Origin of the sequence: Paralimibaculum aggregatum, assembly GCF_030270585.1 — a bacterium.
Lineage (GTDB): Bacteria > Pseudomonadota > Alphaproteobacteria > Rhodobacterales > Rhodobacteraceae > Thermohalobaculum > Thermohalobaculum aggregatum.
In genome coordinates this window covers 13,105-30,801 of the sequence record NZ_BSYI01000043.1, presented here as the reverse complement: position 1 = coordinate 30,801, position 17,697 = coordinate 13,105, and the positions used below count along the sequence as shown (strand labels likewise).

General features: G+C 70.8%; 19 protein-coding genes and 1 tRNA gene. 14 read left to right on the top strand and 6 right to left on the bottom strand.

Annotation, left to right across the window (positions count from 1 at the left end):
* Positions 1-70: 70 nt before the first annotated feature.
* The 4 genes from QSJ97_RS20010 to QSJ97_RS19995 all read left to right on the top strand — a co-directional run bounded on the left by QSJ97_RS20010 (position 71) and on the right by QSJ97_RS19995 (position 2,701).
* Complete coding sequence (locus tag QSJ97_RS20010; protein ID WP_285673943.1) at positions 71-325, top strand: DUF6280 family protein; 255 nt, start codon at positions 71-73, stop codon at positions 323-325.
* A gap of 161 nt (positions 326-486) precedes the next feature.
* On the top strand, positions 487-696 hold the full coding sequence (locus QSJ97_RS20005; RefSeq protein WP_285673928.1) for a cold-shock protein: 210 nt from the start codon (positions 487-489) through the stop codon (positions 694-696).
* A 102-nt stretch (positions 697-798) separates the two neighbouring features.
* Complete coding sequence (locus QSJ97_RS20000; RefSeq protein WP_285673926.1) at positions 799-1,209, top strand: hypothetical protein; 411 nt, start codon at positions 799-801, stop codon at positions 1,207-1,209.
* Positions 1,210-1,858: 649 nt separating this feature from the next.
* Positions 1,859-2,701, top strand: coding sequence for an FRG domain-containing protein (locus tag QSJ97_RS19995; protein WP_285673925.1), 843 nt, complete (start codon positions 1,859-1,861; stop codon positions 2,699-2,701).
* Positions 2,702-2,712: 11 nt separating this feature from the next.
* On the opposite strand, the gene lepA is transcribed toward QSJ97_RS19995, so the two are convergent.
* From lepA to QSJ97_RS19975, 4 genes are all read right to left on the bottom strand, one after another.
* On the bottom strand, positions 2,713-4,512 hold the full coding sequence (gene lepA, locus QSJ97_RS19990; protein ID WP_285673923.1) for a translation elongation factor 4: 1,800 nt from the start codon (positions 4,510-4,512) through the stop codon (positions 2,713-2,715).
* Positions 4,513-4,657: 145 nt separating this feature from the next.
* The gene (locus QSJ97_RS19985; RefSeq protein ID WP_285673922.1) at positions 4,658-5,539 is read right to left on the bottom strand and encodes a formyltransferase family protein; all 882 of its coding nucleotides are present in this window, start codon (positions 5,537-5,539) and stop codon (positions 4,658-4,660) included.
* A 520-nt stretch (positions 5,540-6,059) separates the two neighbouring features.
* Positions 6,060-6,503, bottom strand: coding sequence for a low molecular weight protein-tyrosine-phosphatase (locus QSJ97_RS19980; RefSeq protein ID WP_285673920.1), 444 nt, complete (start codon positions 6,501-6,503; stop codon positions 6,060-6,062).
* Positions 6,504-6,578: 75 nt separating this feature from the next.
* Positions 6,579-7,031: a hypothetical protein gene (locus tag QSJ97_RS19975; protein WP_285673918.1), complete on the bottom strand. Its 453-nt coding sequence runs from the start codon at positions 7,029-7,031 to the stop codon at positions 6,579-6,581.
* Between the two features lie 137 nt (positions 7,032-7,168).
* On the opposite strand from QSJ97_RS19975, the gene QSJ97_RS19970 reads away from it, so the two are divergent.
* Positions 7,169-7,759, top strand: a complete 591-nt coding sequence (locus QSJ97_RS19970) for a LysE family translocator (RefSeq protein WP_285673917.1) — start codon at positions 7,169-7,171, stop codon at positions 7,757-7,759.
* 7 nt (positions 7,760-7,766) lie between these two features.
* On the opposite strand, the gene QSJ97_RS19965 is transcribed toward QSJ97_RS19970, so the two are convergent.
* Positions 7,767-8,351: a DUF1493 family protein gene (locus QSJ97_RS19965; RefSeq protein ID WP_285673915.1), complete on the bottom strand. Its 585-nt coding sequence runs from the start codon at positions 8,349-8,351 to the stop codon at positions 7,767-7,769.
* Positions 8,348-10,981 carry an ATP-dependent helicase HrpB gene (hrpB, locus tag QSJ97_RS19960; RefSeq protein WP_285673914.1) on the bottom strand — a complete coding sequence of 878 codons (2,634 nt, stop codon included), beginning with the start codon at positions 10,979-10,981 and terminating at the stop codon, positions 8,348-8,350. Before hrpB ends, QSJ97_RS19965 begins: the two co-directional genes overlap by 4 nt.
* Before the next feature lie 315 nt (positions 10,982-11,296).
* On the opposite strand from hrpB, the gene meaB reads away from it, so the two are divergent.
* From meaB to rplL, 9 genes are all read left to right on the top strand, one after another.
* On the top strand, positions 11,297-12,316 hold the full coding sequence (meaB, locus tag QSJ97_RS19955) for a methylmalonyl Co-A mutase-associated GTPase MeaB (protein ID WP_285673912.1): 1,020 nt from the start codon (positions 11,297-11,299) through the stop codon (positions 12,314-12,316).
* Positions 12,317-13,308: 992 nt separating this feature from the next.
* Positions 13,309-13,851 (top strand): hypothetical protein, encoded by a 543-nt coding sequence (locus tag QSJ97_RS19950; RefSeq protein WP_285673911.1) that lies wholly within the window; start codon positions 13,309-13,311, stop codon positions 13,849-13,851.
* 127 nt (positions 13,852-13,978) lie between these two features.
* Positions 13,979-14,054 (top strand) — tRNA-Trp (locus tag QSJ97_RS19945).
* A gap of 27 nt (positions 14,055-14,081) precedes the next feature.
* Positions 14,082-14,267, top strand: coding sequence for a preprotein translocase subunit SecE (gene secE, locus QSJ97_RS19940; protein WP_285673908.1), 186 nt, complete (start codon positions 14,082-14,084; stop codon positions 14,265-14,267).
* Positions 14,268-14,571: 304 nt separating this feature from the next.
* Entirely contained in the window at positions 14,572-15,105 is a 534-nt protein-coding gene (gene nusG / locus QSJ97_RS19935) for a transcription termination/antitermination protein NusG (protein ID WP_285673907.1), read from the top strand.
* 96 nt (positions 15,106-15,201) lie between these two features.
* Positions 15,202-15,627 (top strand): 50S ribosomal protein L11, encoded by a 426-nt coding sequence (rplK, locus tag QSJ97_RS19930; RefSeq protein WP_285673906.1) that lies wholly within the window; start codon positions 15,202-15,204, stop codon positions 15,625-15,627.
* Complete coding sequence (gene rplA / locus QSJ97_RS19925) at positions 15,627-16,343, top strand: 50S ribosomal protein L1 (protein ID WP_285673905.1); 717 nt, start codon at positions 15,627-15,629, stop codon at positions 16,341-16,343. Before rplK ends, rplA begins: the two co-directional genes overlap by 1 nt.
* A 254-nt stretch (positions 16,344-16,597) precedes the next feature.
* Entirely contained in the window at positions 16,598-17,113 is a 516-nt protein-coding gene (gene rplJ, locus QSJ97_RS19920) for a 50S ribosomal protein L10 (RefSeq protein WP_285673904.1), read from the top strand.
* A 79-nt stretch (positions 17,114-17,192) separates the two neighbouring features.
* A complete protein-coding gene (gene rplL / locus QSJ97_RS19915; RefSeq protein ID WP_285673903.1) occupies positions 17,193-17,573 on the top strand; it encodes a 50S ribosomal protein L7/L12 in 381 nt (126 codons plus the stop codon).
* Positions 17,574-17,697: the final 124 nt, after the last annotated feature.

Here is a 17,697-nt window from a genome sequence, read left to right as displayed (position 1 = left end):
CGCTCTCCGCCGGGTTAACCGGCATTAACCATCAATTCAAGACACAAGGAGACGTGTCGTGCCCTACGACATGAACCGGGATTCGTTGCTCGAAGAGCAGGGCAAGCGGGCGCAGAAGCTGTTTGCCGCGGTCGTTCTGGCCGCCATCGACGACGCCATCCTGGAAGAGAAGAAAAGCGGGACCGGCGTGAGCACGATCGCGTCCTGGGCGCGCTCGAAGGACGGCAAGCTGATCCTCTCGGCGGCCGGCATCGAGGTCTGCGAGCGCACCGTCGAGAACCTGATGGCCTTCGTGGCCCGCGGAATCAAGACCACCGTCGCCTGACGCGCTCCCCCTTGCGCGGGGGGCCGTTTTCCTTTACCCGTCAGGGCGCTCAAGACGTTCGATACCGATCTCTGCTGTCTCCGCTACTGCAGTCATCCTTCGATCCGACTGCGCACTCGGCCCCCACATGGTGTGGCGGGCATACTGTCAGGAGACCAGACATGGCCACCGGTACCGTCAAATGGTTCAATTCCACCAAAGGCTTCGGCTTCATTCAGCCCGATGGCGGCGGCAAGGACGTCTTCGTCCACATTTCCGCCGTTGAGCGCGCCGGCCTCACCGGCCTCGCCGATGGCGCCAAGATCGAGTTCGAGCTCGAGCAGGATCGCCAGGGCCGCAGCGCCGCGAGCTCGCTCCAGCTGCTCGACTGACGCGATCCGCGTCCCCCGGCCGCGATAGCGGCCCTGCGCCCCCCATTGCTTGACGCGGGGGCGCCCATCGGGCAGCCTCCTTGGAGCAACGAGGAGGCTGCCATGCGCCGCACGTCTTTCGCCATTGGATTGATTTCTTTCGGTTTTCTGGTCGCAGGCTGTGCCGCGCCGCCGCCGCCTCCCCCGCCGCCGGAACCCGAACCGCCCGCCTACAACCAGCAGCCGCCCGCCTATGGCCAGCCGAAATACGGCGAGCCCGGCTACGGCCAGCCCGGTTACGGCCAGCAGCCCCCCGCCTACGGACAGCCGAAATATGGTGAGCCGAAATATGGGCAGCCGAAATATGGGCAGCCGAAGTATGGGCAGTATGAGCCGCCGCCGACATACAAGCCTGCGCCGAAGCCGAAGCCGGCCTATTACCCGCCCTACTGGCAGGGGTATCAGTGCGTGCGCAAGGACGCGTATGGCAACGTGACCCCGGTCGATCCGAAGCGCTGCCCGCCGCGCTACTGAGGGCGCATGCAGGCATCCGGGGGCTGGCGGCCAAGATGCTGCCAGGCCCCGTTTTTTTGCCCGGACGGCGGCCGGAAGGGGCATCCGGCGCCGGCCCCGGCCGGGCCTGCCGGGCGCCGCCTTGCCGGCCGCATCCGGCGCGCCGGCCCGATTCCGGCCTGATTCTGCGGGCGGCGGCGGGGCGCGCCGGCGGAGGCCGGGGCGGGCCCGCGCGGGCGGTTTTCGGGCACGGACAAAGGTTCGCACGGCGCCCCGCCGCCCCAAGCGAAAAATTCCCGCGAACATTTTCCACGGGAACGTTCGCACGAACATGGTGGGTCGGTCATCGCCTTCGGCGAGATCATCAACCCCACCTGGATCGTGGAGGCGCCGCTCAAATGAGTGGGTCTTTGCGTTGTGTCGCGCGCTCTCGCGCGCCTTCCAAATTTCGGGGATGATTAAATCTTTTTGGAAAGGTGAAATTGAACGCTCTAAGGCATGATGGTCCGCTCATTATGTACTGTATAATTCGATCTCAGTAGGTTTCGTTTGAATCCTCGCGTTTCATATGATCCATTGATGAAGAAGGCATCGTTTGTAAGGTTTGGCTATGGTAGAGAAGAGCGGGTCGCCGGGACGGGTTACATCGGTTCGCGGGTTTCTAGGAAAAGTGTTTGAACTTGATCGCCGAAGTGGGTTTGAGGGGAGTGCAGTACGAGTTTTTTACAGAGGTCAGTGGAATCATGAATGGCCTATATGGCCTTCTGTATTTAGAAATGAGAATTTGAAGGAAAATGAAGGGAAGCTTATTAAGGAGGTTGTTTCCAGATTTCCAGATGAGTTTATAAATGATAATACAACACTAGAGAAACTTGTTCGATTGCAACATTATGGGTTGCCAACGAGAATACTTGATCTTACGGAGAATTCCTTGTATGCACTATACTTTGCGTGCTGCGAAGGCGCAAGTGAAAAGAAAGATGGTGTTGTTTTTTCTTTTGTTGTTAATCGTGATTACTGTTTGGATTTTATGAGTGATACGGCGTCCGTGGTGTCGAATCTGTCCTATCTAAATTCAGAAGAGAGGGTTTCGATTCGTGAGAAGGCGTTAAATTTAATCAAAAAAGAAAAGCTATCAGGTGAGGATGTGGTTAAGTTTAATAATGATTTTCACATGAGAAGACTACTTCATTTCATAAAGGAGGAGAAGCCATATTTTGAGCCAAAAATTGCGCCCAAGTCCCTCCATAGAATTGTTGCCGTAAACCCAAAAATGAACAACAGGAGAATTATTGCGCAAAGTGGAGCTTTCTTCCTGTTTGGAATTCAGGATATTTTAAAAGAGAATAATGATGATGAAATTAGCGTGGAGAGAATAACTATAGATGGAGCGTCAAAACTTAAAATAATTGAAGAATGTGAAAAAATTGGCATTACAGAATCAAGGTTGTTCCCAGAGATTACGTCTGCAACATTGGAGGTGAAGAGGAAGTATGAGAGTATTGGTCGTTAGGACTATTAAGTCTAATCATCCATCTTCAACGCGTTGATGAACGCTTCCTGGGGGATGTCGACGCGGCCGAACTGGCGCATCTTCTTCTTGCCGGCCTTCTGCTTGTCGAGGAGCTTGCGCTTGCGGGTGGCGTCGCCGCCATAGCATTTGGCGGTCACGTCCTTGCGGAGCGCCGAGATCGTCTCGCGGGCGATCACGCGGCCGCCGAGGGCGGCCTGGATCGGCACCTTGAACATGTGCTGCGGGATCAGCTCCTTGAGCTTCTCGCACATCGCCCGGCCGCGGGCCTCGGCCTTGTCGCGGTGGACGATGGTGGAGAGCGCGTCCACCGGTTCCTCGTTGACCAGGATCGACATGCGCACCAGGTTGCCGGCCTCGTAGCCGTCGATCGCGTAGTCGAAGCTGGCATAGCCCTTGGTGACGCTCTTCAGCCGGTCGTAGAAGTCGAACACCACCTCGTTGAGCGGCAGCTTGTAGACCACCATGGCGCGGGAGCCGGCATAGGTGAGGTCGAGCTGCACGCCGCGGCGCTCCTGGCAGAGCTTGAGCACGTCGCCGAGGAACTCGTCCGGCACCATGATGGTGGCCCGGATCCAGGGCTCCTCGATGCTGTCGATCTTGGTGACCTCGGGCATGTCGGCGGGGTTGTGCAGCTCGACGAGATCGCCGCCGGTCATGTGCAGGCGGTAGACCACCGAGGGCGCGGTGGTGATCAGCTCGATGTCGTATTCGCGCTCGAGCCGGTCGCGGATCACCTCGAGATGCAAGAGCCCGAGGAAGCCGCAGCGGAAGCCGAAGCCGAGGGCGGCCGAGGTCTCCATCTCGAAGGAGAAGGAGGCGTCGTTGAGGGCGAGCTTCTCGATCGCGTCGCGGAGCGATTCGAACTCCGCCGAATCGACCGGGAAGAGGCCGCAGAACACCACCGGCACCGCCGGCTTGAAGCCGGGCAGGGCCTCGGCGCAGGGCCGCTTCTCGTGGGTGATGGTGTCGCCGACGCGGGTGTCGCGGACCTGCTTGATCGAGGCGGTGAGGAAGCCGATCTCGCCGGGATGCAGCTCGCCGGTGAGGGTCATCGCCGGGGTGAAGACGCCGACCCGGTCGACCGGGTAGCGCGCGCCGGTCTGCATCATGCGGATCTGGTCGCCCTTCCTCAGCACGCCGTCGATCACCCGCACCAGCACGACGACGCCGAGATAGGCGTCGTAGTAGCTGTCCACCAGCATCGCCTTGAGCGGCGCCTCGGGGTCGCCCTCGGGCGGCGGCAGGCGGGTGACGATGGCCTCCAGCACCTCCTCGATGCCGAGGCCGGTCTTGGCGGAGATCTGCACCGCGTCGGTGGCGTCGATGCCGATCACGTCCTCGATCTGCTCGGCGATGCGCTCGGGCTCGGCGGCGGGCAGGTCGATCTTGTTGAGCACCGGGACGATCTCGTGATCCGCCTCGATCGCCTGGTAGACATTGGCCAGCGTCTGCGCCTCGACGCCCTGCGAGGCGTCGACCACCAGCAGCGAGCCCTCGACCGCGTTCATCGAGCGGTTGACCTCGTAGGCGAAGTCGACATGGCCCGGCGTGTCGATCAGGTTGAGCTTGTATTCCCGGCCGTCCCTGGCGCGGTAGATCAGGCGCACGGTCTGCGCCTTGATGGTGATGCCGCGCTCGCGCTCGATATCCATGGTGTCGAGCAGCTGCGCCTTCATCTCGCGCTCGGTGACGGTTCCGGTCGACTGGATCAGCCGGTCGGCGAGGGTGGATTTGCCATGGTCGATATGGGCGACGATGGCGAAATTTCGGATGTGCGATTGCGTGGCCATGGCATGGCTTATGGGCGATTTCACGGCCCCGTCAAGCGGCGCCGGGCCTGCCGGGGCCGGCCGGCCCGCAGCGGTTGCCATGCTGCACCCGCAGGGCATCGCCCGCCCGCCCGCGCCGGCCCCGCGCCGGCCCCGCGGCACCGGGTCAGGCCGGCATCCGGGCCGGCGCGAGATCGGCCAGCACCGCATCGGCAAGGCCGGGCAGGGCGGGGTGCATCATCCGGTAGAAGGCCGATTTCGCCCGCGGCACCTGGCCGCCGGCGCCGCGCACCGGGATCGGCGCCGAGACCCTGAGCACCGGGCCGTCGTCGATCGTCTCGGTCATCCGGTGCGCGGTCCAGACATTGCTGTCGGCGCCGCGCGCGAGCACGTCGCCATGCGGGTCGAAGCCGGCGCCGTGGCCGTTGGCGAGGTCGGAGGGGTGCAGGTTCACCGCGCCGAGGCGGGGGCGGGAGAGGATCGGCCCGTCGAGCCGCTGGCCGAGGCAGCAGCACAGGATGAGATCCGGCGCCCAGCGGTCGAGCAGGCGGCGGAAGCCCCGGCATTTCAGCTCGCCGGTATAGGCCGGCACCCCGGCGCGGAGCGCGATCGCCATCGTCGCGAGCTGCGTCCGGAGCCGGGAAGGCGGGTCGAAATGGCGCCAGATCCGCTTCGCCGCGCCGATCCGGGCGGCCGGGTTCACGGCATCGTCGGTGGCGAGGCCGACCAGCTGCACCGGCACCGCGGCCCGGCCGTCCCGGTCGAGCAGCGCGCGCAGCAGCACGGGCGCGAACTCCCAGCTGGTCATCGCCAGCACGCGCAGCGCATCGCCCGCCGGCCGCGGCCGGTGCGGCGCCAGCGGCCGCCCGGGCAGGACCAGCCCGCCCCAGCGGGCGCCGGCGAGCGCAACCACCCGCGCGCCCGGATCGACCGCCGCGAGCCGCCTGCGCAGCTCCGCCGGCATCACCGCCGGATCGCCGGCCCGGCCGATCGGAACGCCCTCGCCGAAACCGGCAGGGCCGGCATCCGCATCCGCATCCGTCATCATGTCACCGCCCCCGGAGTTCCCGCCTCGCCGCCCAGCGGTCTGGATGCCAAGGGCGGTTGAAGCTTTTGAGGCAAACTCGTGATGCTTTTGCGGTAATAGTTCTTAATAAATACTTAACGGGAGGCGATCCGATGCCAGACCCCCGTCGCCGTCCGCAGCACCGGCGGAGAGCGGCAGGCCGCCGGCGCCTCCGGCCCCGCCGGGCGCGCGGAACCGGGCGAGGCCCTCCGGGCCGCGCGGCGGCAGGCCGGGCAGGGGCTGCCGGGGGCGACGGGTCCGGGGGGCTCGCGGGCCGGCTGCGCGCAGCACGGGCGGCGGCGGCAGAGGGCGCCCCGAAGGCGCTTCCGCGATCGCGGCGGGGGCGGCGGCGGACGCCGCCGGGGCGGGCGCCCGGTGGACGGACACCGACATTCCGATCCCGGAATGCCGGGCCGATCCGCAGCGTGAGCCCCCGTTGCGCCTCGACCTTTCCCGACCGAAGGCGCGGCGGATGCCGGGCGCTTCCGTCCCGGCCGAAGCGCTAGCGCGCGGCCAGCTCCGCGATCAGGGCGCGCGCGGCGGTCTCGACGAGATCGAGCGTGCGCTCATAGGCGGCCGGCCCTTCGCCATAGGGGTCGGGGATCTCGTGCCCGGCCGGGTGGAACAGGCGCAGCTCGGCCCGCCCCTGCGGCGGCGCGAGGCTCTCGAGCTTGGCGAGGTTGCGCCGGTCCATGGCGAGGATCAGGTCGAAGTCGTGGAAATCCGCCGCCGACACCTGGCGCGCCCGCTGGGCGCTGTTGTCATAGCCCCGGGCGGCGGCGGCGGCGAGGCCCTCGGGCTGCGGCGGCTCGCCGATATGCCATCCGGAGGTGCCGGCGCTGTCGACCTCGAGCGCGAGGCCCGCCGCCTCGCCCATCGCGCGGAGCGTGCCCTCGGCCATGGGCGAGCGGCAGATATTGCCGAGACAGACGCAGAGGATGCGCATTCGGGGGTCCTTTCGCCGGGATGCCTGCCAGCGAGGTCTTAGCCGCTCCGGCGGGAAATTCCAGCGCCCCCGGGATCAGCCCGCCGTCCGGCGCGCGCGCCAGCCGAGCGCGGCGAGGCCGGCGAGCAGCAGCGCCAGCGGTGCCGGCAGCGGGACATCCGAGCCCGGCACGGTGAAGTTCTGGGTGCCGCTGGACCCGGTTGCCAGCGTCGTGTTCAGGATCTCCAGCGTGCCGACCGTGAAGAGCAGCCGGTAGCCGTTCCAGCCATCGCCGAAGGTGTCGAACATGTTGAGGATGTAATCGCCCGGCGCGGCCTCGAAGCTGCCCGAATGGATGCTGATGAACGGCCCCTCCGCGAAGATCGCGGCGCCGCCGGCCGCGGGCACCACCTCGTAGGAGACCTCGTTGACGAAGATGCCCGGGATGCCGGTGTAGCTGACGCTCACCGCTCCGGCGGTCGATGGCGCGGCGATGCCGGCGGCGCCGATGAGCGCGGACAGCATGGCGGCACGAAAAAGGCTCTGCATTTGGTAACACCCCCCGATCACTGCAGGCAGACTGTAGCGGGCGTGGACCTTTGGCAAGACCCTTGCGCCGGCCCCGCAGCCGGCCTCCCCGACCGTTGCGGATTGCACCCGGAGGGGCGGAGGGCTAAGCAGGCGCCATGCTGGAATTCGCCGCCGCCGTGTTCTTCCTGATCGTGACGCCGGGGCCCGGGGTGCTCTCCACCGCCGGGGTCGGCTCGGCCTATGGCACGCGGGCCGGGCTGGCCTATGTGTCGGGGCTCTGGGTCGGCAACAACCTGGTGGCCGGGCTCGTGGTCTCGGGCCTCGCCGCGGCGGCGCTGGCGGTGCCCTGGCTGCGCGCGGTGCTGCTCTGGGGCTCGGCGGCCTACCTGCTCTATCTCGCGGCGAAGATCGCGCTGGCCGGGGCGCGGATCGGCTTCATCCATCCCGAGCGCAGCCCGGGCTTCTGGAACGGGCTGGCGCTGCAGCCGATCAACCCCAAGGCCTATGCGGTGAACACCGCCTTCTTCTCGGGCTTTGCCTTCATGGCCGAGGCGCCGGGGCTCGAGGTCGGGCTGAAGTTCCTGATCATCAACGCGATCTGGATCCCGATCCACCTGGCCTGGCTCTGGGCCGGGGTGACGCTGCGGCGCATGGAGCTGCCGGCGCGGGTCAACCGGGCGATCAACATCGTGATGGCGGCGGCGATGCTGATCGTGGTGGCGCTGGCGGTGCAGGCCCAGCTCTGAGGCCGGCTCAGCCCGGGCCGTGCTCGCGCTCCGCCGCGGCCTCGAGCCGGGCCAGCCAGGGGAACGACCGCGCCCAGCCGAAGAGCAGGATCGCCCAGCCGAGCGCCAGCCCGGCGGCGCCGTACCAGGGGTCGATCTCGGCGAAGGCGGCGGGCGCCGCGCCGAGGCCGAGCAGCCAGAGCAGCTCCGGGATCTCGAGGCGCGCGAGGTCGGCATCGGCCCGCGGCGTCTGCGGCGCGATCCAGCGCCCGGCCCGCGCCGAGGCGACGAGGTCGCGCACGCCGAGGCTGCGCCGCGCCCGGCCCGCCCGCTTCAGCCGCGCCCGATAGGCCGGCCAGAGCGCGGCCGCCACCGGCATCAGCGCCCGGCGCGGGCTGGTGCGCGGCTCGTCGTCGAAATAGCTGGCCGGGTCGACGGCGGCGATGTCCACATCGAATTCGTCGGCGAAGGCCTCGAGCAGCCCGCGGCCCTCGCGCGCGGTGATCTTCAGGTGCTCGACGAGGCGGTGCTCGGGCTCGATCTCCTCCGCCGGCACGCCGGCATGGCCGGCCACCAGGGCGCGCACCCGGTCGAGATGGGTGACCCGGGTCATCGGCGGCCTCCGCGCGGGCGGGCGCGGCGGGTCGGGGCGGCGGCGGCCGGGTCCTCCGGCCAGGGGTGTCTGGGATATTGCGCGCGCATGTCCTTGGCCATCTCGGCATAGCTCCCGGCCCAGAAGCCCGGCAGGTCGCGGGTGAGCTGCACCGGCCGCCGGGCCGGCGAGAGCAGCTCCACCACCAGCGCGATCGGCGGGTCGCCGACGCTGGGGTGGCGGGTGACGCCGAACATCTCCTGCACCCGCACCGAGAGGGTCGGGATCTCGCGATCATAGTCGATGGCGATGCGGTTGCCGAGCGGGGTCTCGAAGCTCTCCGGCGCGGCGCGGGCGGCGGCCTCGGCCAGCTCCCAGCCGAGATCGGCGCGCAGCAGCGCGGCGAGGTCGATCCGGGCGCAGTCCTCGATCCGGCGGAGACCGGCGAGATGCGGCGTCAGCCAGGCGTCGAGGCGGGCCAGCAGCCCGGCATCGGACCAGTCCGGCAGGCGGGCCGCCAGCGGGCCGGGCTGCGCGGCGAGCCAGCGCATCCGGGCGCGCAGGCGGGCGGCGGCCGGGCCCCAGGGCAGGGCGGCGATGCCGCGGTCGCGGATGCCCTCGGCCAGCGCCGCGCCGAGCGCCTCCGGCGGGGCGTCGCGCCAGATCCGGTCGTCGAGCGCGATGCGGCCGAAGCGCTCCTGCTGGCGCGCGACGACGCGGCCCTCGCGGCGGCTCCAGCGCGCCTCCGAGACCCAGCCGATGGCGGGCCCGTGGATCGCGCGCAGCTCGGCCTCGGTGATCGGCGCGGCGCGGCGGATGGTGGCCTCGGGCACGGTGTCCTCGAGCTCGGCGGCCACCATGAGGCGCTGCCCGGCGAGCGCGTCCTCCGCCGCGATCCGCGCGCCGCGGCCGCCGGAGAGGAGATAGCGCGGCTCGGTGCCGGGCTCGTGGCTGCGCCGCAGCGCCACCCGGTCGGGATAGGCGCGGGCCAGCAGCGGGCCGGCGGCGGCGCGGGCGCGGGCAGGGTCCGGGCGGCGGGCGCCGGGGGCGAGCCGGCGGGCCTCCTCGCGGAGCCGGGCGACGACGCCGGCATCGGCGCCGGGCGGCGTGCCGCGGCCGGCCAGCGCGGCCAGACGGAGCCCGAGATCGGCGCCGCTGCCGGGCGGCAGCGGGTCGCGGTCGGCCAGCAGCGCGGCGAGCAGGGCGGCCTCCGCCGCGAGGCCCTCCGCCGCGGCGGTCTCCAGCATGTGCGCGAGGCGCGGATGCGCCGGCCGCTCGGCGAGGCGCCGGCCATGCGCGGTGATCCGCCCTTCGGCATCGAGCGCGCCGAGGCCGGCGAGCAGCGCCCGCGCCTCGGCCATGGCGGGGGCCGGCGGCGGGTCGAGGAAGGCGAGCCGGCCGGGCTCGGCGCCCCAGGCCGCGATCTCGAGCGCCAGCGGCGCGAGATCGGCCTCGAGGATCTCCGCCGGCGCGGCGGCGGGCAGGGCGCCCTCCTCGGCACGGCTCCAGAGCCGGTAGCACAGCCCCGGCCCGAGGCGCCCGGCGCGGCCGCGGCGCTGCTCGGCCTCGGCGCGCGAGACCGGCACGGTGACCAGCCGGCCCATGCCGGTGGCCGGATGCACCCGCTGGCGCCGCGCCCGGCCGCCGTCGATCACCACGCGCACGCCGGCGACGGTCAGCGAGGTCTCGGCGATGGCGGTGGCCAGCACCACCCGGCGGCGGCCCTGCGGATCCGGCGCGAGGGCGGCGCGCTGGCGCTCGAAGGAGAGCGCGCCATAGAGCGGGCAGACCGGCAGCTCCGGCGCGCGCGCGGCGAGCAGCCGGGCGGTGCGGCGGATCTCGCCGGCGCCGGGCAGGAAGGCGAGGATGTCGCCGCCCGGCGCCGCCGCGGTCTCGGCCAGCGCGGCGAGCACGGTCTCGGCCATCGCGGTCTCGAGCGCGCCGCGGCTCCGCGGCAGGGGGCGCCCGGCCCAGCGGGTCTCGACGGCATGCGCGCGGCCGGCGCTCTCGATCACCGGGGCGCCGCCGAGCAGCCGGGCGAAGGCCGCGGTGTCGAGCGTCGCCGACATCGGCAGCAGCCGCAGCCCGGGCCGGAGCCCGGCCTGCACCTCGAGCGCCAGCGCCAGCCCGAGATCGCTGTGGATCGAGCGCTCGTGGATCTCGTCGAAGAGGATCGCGGCGATCCCCGGCAGCTCCGGATCGGCCTGCAGCAGGCGGGTGAGGATGCCCTCGGTCACCACCTCGATGCGGGTCGCCGGGCCGGTGCGGCTCTCGCCGCGGATGCGGTAGCCGACGCGCCCGCCCGGGCGCTCGCCGAGCTGCGCGGCGAGGCGCTCGGCGGCGGCGCGGGCGGCGATGCGGCGCGGCTCGAGCATCAGGATGCGGCCCTGGGCGGCCCAGGGCTCGCCCATCAGCGCGAGCGGCACGCGGGTCGTCTTGCCGGCGCCGGGCGGGGCGGCGAGCACGGCATTGGGGCCCTGGCGGAGCGCGGCCGTCAGCGCCGGCAGCACCGCCTCGATGGGCAGTGCGGCCGGTGCCGCCTCGTCGGGCAGTGCGGCCGGTGCCGCCTCGGCGGGCGGTGCGGCTGCTGCCGTCTCGTCGGGCGGTGCGGCTGCTGCCGCGGGCTGGGGCTCGGGGTCCGGGGTGGCCATGCCCGGGGCCATAGCGCAAAGCCGGGCCGACCGCGAGGGGCAGGCGGCGCGGGCCCCGCCACCCTCCCCCACCCACCCACCGGAGGGCGGCGGGGCCCGCGCTTCCGGCCGGCCGGCCCGCTCCCCCCGCCGGTGCGGCCATCGGTGCGGCGGCCAGTGTGGCAACCGGTGCGGCGCCGGCGCCATGCCCGGCGGTTTCCGCCGGCCGGATGGCGGGTGGCCGCCCGCGCGGCATCCGCGGCGATTGCGCGGTCCCCCGCGCCTCCCGTAAACCGGCCCGACACGCCCGTGCCGAGACGAGACGAGGAGCGCATCATGGCAAGCCCGACAGAGGACCCGACCGCCGAACTCGCCGCCGCGCTTGCCCGCGGCGAGCGGCGCGCGCTGGCGCGGGCCATCACGCTCGTCGAATCGCAGAACCCGGCGCACCGCGCCCGCGCCCGCGCCCTGCTCGAGCGCCTCGGCCCGGAGCCGCAGACCCTGCGCATCGGGCTCACCGGCACGCCGGGGGTCGGCAAGTCGACCTTCATCGAGCGCTTCGGGCTGATGGCGATCGAGGCCGGGCGGCGCGTCGCGGTGCTGGCGGTGGACCCGTCCTCGGCGCGCTCCGGCGGCTCGATCCTCGGCGACAAGACCCGCATGGAGCGCCTCTCGCGGGCACCGCAGGCCTATATCCGCCCTTCGCCCGCGGGCAGCGCGCTCGGCGGCGTGGCGCGGCGCACCCGCGAGACGATCCGGCTGGTCGAGGCGGCCGGCTTCGACACGGTGATCGTCGAGACCGTCGGCGTCGGACAGTCGGAGACGCTGGTCGCCGAGATGACCGATCTCTTCCTGCTGCTGATCGCGCCGGGCGGCGGCGACGACCTGCAGGGGGTCAAGCGCGGCATCATGGAGATGGCCGATCTCGTGGTGGTCAACAAGGCCGACGGCGCGCTGAAGCCGATCGCCGAGGGCACCCGGGCGGATTATGCCAGCGCGCTCCGGCTGCTGCGCCGCCGGCCCGGCGATCCGGACGACATCCCGGCGGCGCTGAGCGCCTCCGCCGCCACCGGCGACGGGCTCGCGGCGATCTGGGAGCGTCTGGTCTCGCTCGATGCCTGGCGGCAGGGCAGCGGCTGGCGGGCCGAGCGGCGCCGCGCGCAGGCGGTCACCGCCTTCGAGCGGAGCGTCGGCGAGGGGCTCGCGGCGGCGGTGCGCGGTGCGCCCGGGCTGGCCGCCGCCTGGGAGGCGGCGCGGGCCGATGTCGAGGCCGGGCGGGCGCTGCCGGAAGCCGCCGCCGACGGGCTGATCGCGGCGCTGGCCGCACGCCTCGGGGCCGCCGCCGCCGACCGCTGAGCGCCCGGCCGCCGATGGCCGAGCGCGGACACCGCCGACGGCTGAGCGCCCGGCCGCCGATGGCCGAGCGCGGACACCGCCGACGGCTGGGCGCCCGGCCGCCGATGGCCGAGCGCGGACACCGCCGACGGCTGGGCGCCCGGCCGCCGATGGCCGAGCCCGGACACCGCCGACGGCTGAGCCCGGCTGGCGCAGCGGCTGAGCGCAGACGGCGCCGACGGTTGAGCCCGCGCGGCGCCGACGGCTGTGGCCAGCCGGCGCGACCGCCAAGCCCCGATTGCGCAGATTGCCGAGCCCGGACGGCTCCCCGGCTGAGCGCGGACGGCACCGACGGTTGAGCCCGCACCGCGCCGACCGGTGAGCCCGGATGGCGCCGCCGACCACTGAGAGCGGACGTCGCCGACCGCTGAGCCCGGACGCCGCCGACGGTTGAGAGCGGACACCGCAACCGCTGAGCGCGGATGGTGCTGACCGTTGAGCCCGGCCGGCGCGACCGCTGAGCCCTGACGGCGCCGATGGCTGAGCGCGGCCGGTGCCGACGACCGAGCGTGGCCGGCGCCGACGGTTGAGCCCGGATGGCGCCGAAGGCTGAGCGTGGCCGGTGCCGATGGCTGAGCGCGGGTGGCACCGACGGCTGAGCCCGGATGGCGCCGACGGCTGAGCGCGGGTGGTGCCGAGGCTGGGCCCGGGTGGCGCCGACGGCTGGGCCGGCACGGTGCCGATGGCTGAGCGCGGCCGGTGACGACGGTTGAGCCCGCATGGCGCCGACGGTTGAGCCCGGATGGCGCCGATGGCTTAGCCTGCACGCCGCCGGGTCGGGCCTGCGCCAATCTGTCGCCGCGCGGCCACAGGCGGGACGGCGCCCGGGCCTCTGGGCAGGCGGTATAGACAATTCCCGTGACCGGATCGCCGGCCTGTGTCATCAATCTGTCATATTGCCCCGCGGCACGCGGCGGGGCGCCGGGCAGGGGGTGGCGATGCAGGGGGTGGCGATGGGTATCGTTGGGCGGATCTGTCAGGCGCTCGTGCTGATCGCGGTGACGATGGCGGCGGGCGCGGCGGGGCCGGCGGGCGCGGCGGGCGCGGCGGGCGACCGGGCGGAGCCGCCGGTCTCCGGAGAGCGGCTCGCGGCCTATGCCAGGGCCTGCGCGACCTATGCCAACCGGGCGCGCTTCCTGCCGCGCGGCGACAGCCCGGATTTCCTCGTGATGATGGCGGATGGCTGCCGTGCGGCGCAGGCGACGCTGGCCGGGGGCAGCGCGGCGCAGCGCCGGGCGGCGGCGCGGTATCTCGCGCGGCTGCTGGAGCTGCGCGACACGGTGGTGGCGATCAACATGGACCGGATCTATGGCCGCGAGCGCACCCGCTCGTCGCGGCCGAAGACCGTCTCGGGCCGGCTGATGGCCTTCCAGTCGGTCTCCGTCACCGGGGAGTTCCTGATCGCGCATCGCATGGGGCTGATCGCGGCCTACCGGCTGTGGCGCGCCCGGGCGCCGGAATTCGCGCTGGCGCAGGGCGGGCAGCCGGGGCGCTGAGCCGGCGGGGCGCTGAGCCGGCGGGGCGCCGGGCCGGCCGCGGCACCGGTTTCTGCGGCGCCGGCGCCGGGGCCGTGCCGGCGGGGCTTGCGCAAGCCGGCGCGACGGCGTAAATCGCGGTTGGCCTAGGGGTGTAGCTCAGTTGGTAGAGCGACGGTCTCCAAAACCGTAGGTCGGGGGTTCGAGACCCTCCGCCCCTGCCACCTCACCTCCCGCGAAGGAGCCGACGCATGATGAACCCAGCGCAGTTCGTTGCCCAGGTCCGCACGGAGGCCTCGAAGGTGGTGTGGCCGTCCCGCAAGGAAGCCGGGATGACGACGCTGATGGTCTTCGTCATGGCGATCCTGGTGGCGATCTTCTTCTTCCTGGTCGACCAGCTGCTGAGCTTCGCGATCGACCTGCTGCTCACGCTCTGAGCTGCCGCGGGGCCGCGCGCCCCGCCCCTTCCACTCCGGAGGCATCGCGGCCCGGGCCTGCCGCGGCGCAGGAGCATCCATAACATGCGCCGCCGGCCCGTTCCCGGGCATCCCGGTCGGATCGGGGGTTGATCTCTCCCGCGTCAGGCTGTAAAGGGCACACTTCCGATCCAGATCGAGACGCGGCGCGCCACGGAACTCCGGCGGCGCGCCGGGCCAGTTTCGGCCGAGGCGGCGAAATAGGCCCTGCACGCCGGTGCGGCAGCGCGGGGCACGAAGTAGACTGCGAGAGAAGACGGGGCCGATGGCAAAACGCTGGTATTCGGTGCATGTGCTGTCCAACTTCGAGAAGAAGGTGGCAGAGGCGATCCGCGAGGCGGTCGCGCAGCACGGGCTCGAGGACGAGATCGAGGACGTTCTGGTCCCCACCGAGGAGGTGACCGAGGTGCGGCGGGGCCAGAAGGTCCAGGTCGAACGGCGCTTCATGCCGGGCTATGTGCTCGTGCGCATGGAGATGACCGACCGCGCCTATCACCTGATCAACGACATCCAGCGCGTGACCGGCTTTCTCGGTCCGCAGGGGCGCCCGACGCCGCTGCGCGACAAGGAGGTCTCGCGGATCATCAACCAGGTCGAGGAGGGGCTCGAGCGGCCCCGGCCCGCGATCACCTTCGAGATCGGCGAGACGGTCTCGGTCACCGACGGGCCCTTCGAGGGCTTCACCGGCATGGTCGAGGATGTCGACGAGGAGGCCGCGCGCCTCAAGGTCTCGGTGACGATCTTCGGCCGCGCAACCCCGGTCGAACTGGAATACGCGCAGGTCAGCAAGGCGGCCTGACGCGGATCGCGGTGGGAGGCGAGCGCGGCGCGCCGCGCGGACCGGACCACCCCATGGCAGCGGCGGGAACGCGTTCCCGCCTGATGGAGAGAGACGATGGCGAAGAAAGTTATCGGGCAGCTGAAGCTGCAGGTGCCCGCGGGCAAGGCGAACCCCTCGCCGCCGATCGGCCCGGCGCTGGGCCAGCGCGGCATCAACATCATGGAGTTCTGCAAGGCCTTCAACGCGAAGAGCCAGGAGATGGAGCCGGGCGCGCCGTGCCCGACCGTCATCACCTACTACGCGGACAAGTCCTTCACCTTCGAGATCAAGACGCCGCCGGCGAGCTACTTCCTCAAGAAGGCGGCCAAGCTGAAATCCGGCGCCAAGACCGCGGGCCGCGAGACCGTGGGCACCGTGACCAAGGCGCAGGTCAAGGAGATCGCCGAAGCCAAGATGAAGGATCTCAACGCCAACTCGGTCGAGGCGGCGATGCAGATCATTCTCGGCAGCGCGCGCTCCATGGGCATCGAGGTGAAGTGATGGCGAAGCTCAGCAAGCGCGTGAAGGCGATCCGCGAGAACGTTGCCGGCAAGTCGCTGGTGCCCCTCGAGGAGGCGGTGTCGCTGGTCAAGGGCAACGCCACCGCGAAGTTCGACGAGTCGATCGAGGTGGCGATGAATCTCGGCGTCGATCCGCGCCATGCCGACCAGATGGTCCGCGGCGCGGTGACCCTGCCGAACGGCACCGGCAAGACCGTGCGCGTCGCCGTCTTCGCCAAGGGCCCGAAGGCCGAGGAGGCCGAGGCCGCCGGTGCCGACATCGTCGGCGCCGAGGACCTGATGCAGGCGATCCAGGGCGGCGAGATCAACTTCGACAAGTGCATCGCGACGCCGGACATGATGCCGATCGTCGGCCGCCTCGGCAAGGTCCTGGGCCCGCGCGGCCTGATGCCGAACCCGAAGACCGGCACCGTGACGATGGACGTCAAGGCCGCGATCGAGGCCGAGCGCGGCGGCAAGGTGGAGTTCCGGACCGTGAAGACCGGCATCATCCACAGCGCCGTCGGCAAGGCGAGCTTCGAGGAAGGCCATCTGGTCGAGAACATCCGCGCGCTGGTCGATGCGATCAACCGCGCCAAGCCGAGCGGCGCCAAGGGCCAGTACCTGAAGAAGGTCACCGTGAGCTCGACCATGGGCCCGGGCATCAGCGTGGCGCTCGACAGCCTGGCGGCCGCCTCGGCCGAGGCCGCGGAGTAACGAGATCCCCCGGGCGACCGGGGGTGCGGGCGCAGCGATGCGCCCACCTGTCCGAGACGGTCGGCGGCGGGGCAGCCCGCGGAAGTCCGGCCATAGACGGGTGCTGAGCAGGACCGGACGGCAGCGATGCCGGACGATCGCGGTGAGGCCCCCGGACGGGACCCGAGATGTCGGGTCTGGCACGACCGGACCCGGCAAACGAGAGCCGGCGGCAAGGGGGAGACCCGGCGCCGCCAAGACCTGGAGCCAAGACTGTGGATAGAACCCAGAAGGAAAATGTGGTGGCCGAGGTCGGCCAGATCTTTTCCGACTCTGGCGTCATCGTGATCGGGCACTATGCCGGTCTCACGGTCGCGGAGATGTCGGATTTCCGGAACCGGATGCGTGAAGCCGGTGGCGGGGTCCGCGTGGTCAAGAACCGGCTCGCCAAGATCGCCCTCGAGGGCAAGCCATGCGAAGGCATGGCCGACCTGCTCAAGGGGCAGACGGTGCTCGCCTATTCCGAGGACCCCGTCACCGCGGCGAAAGTCGTGGAGAAATACGCCAAGGACAACAAGAAGTTCATCGTTGTCGGCGGCGCTATGGGGAACGAGATCCTCGACCAGAACGGCGTCAAGGCCGTGTCGGACATGCCGTCCCGCGAGGAGCTGCTGAGCTCCATCGTGGGCATGCTCATGTCGCCGGCCGGCAACATCGTCAGCGCGATCACGGCACCCGCCGCGAACCTGGCCGCCATCGCCCAGACCCTCGAGGAGAGGGAAGAGGCGTAAGGCATCGAGCGAACCGTGGACCAGCGACCCGAATGCAAGCGCGCCGGATCCACCCTGCTAAGCGAAACGGAACAGACACATGTCGAAGATTGAAGAACTCGCCGAGAACCTGGTCGGCCTGACCCTGCTGGAAGCCGCCGAGCTCAAGAACCTCCTGAAGGACAAGTACGGCATCGAGCCGGCTGCCGGCGCCGTGGCCGTGGCCGCGATGCCGGGCGCCGGCGCCGCTGCCGAGCCCGAAGAGGAGAAGACCGAGTTCGACGTCATCCTGAAGGCGGCGGGCGACAAGAAGATCAACGTGATCAAGGAGGTCCGCGCGATCACCTCGCTCGGCCTCAAGGAGGCGAAAGAGCTCGTCGAGGCCGGCGGCAAGCCGGTCAAGGAGGGCGTGTCCAAGGCCGAGGCCGAGGAGATCGCCAAGAAGCTCAAGGATGTGGGCGCCGACGTCGAGATCAAGTGATCCGGCGGCCGCGTGCCGACATGACGAGAGACTGCGGGTTCCGGGGTGGCGTTGCCGCCCCGGGCCTCGCGACGTTCGGCCGGGGCTGAGGCAGCCCGGCCGCAACGCAGAACGAGGCCCGGGC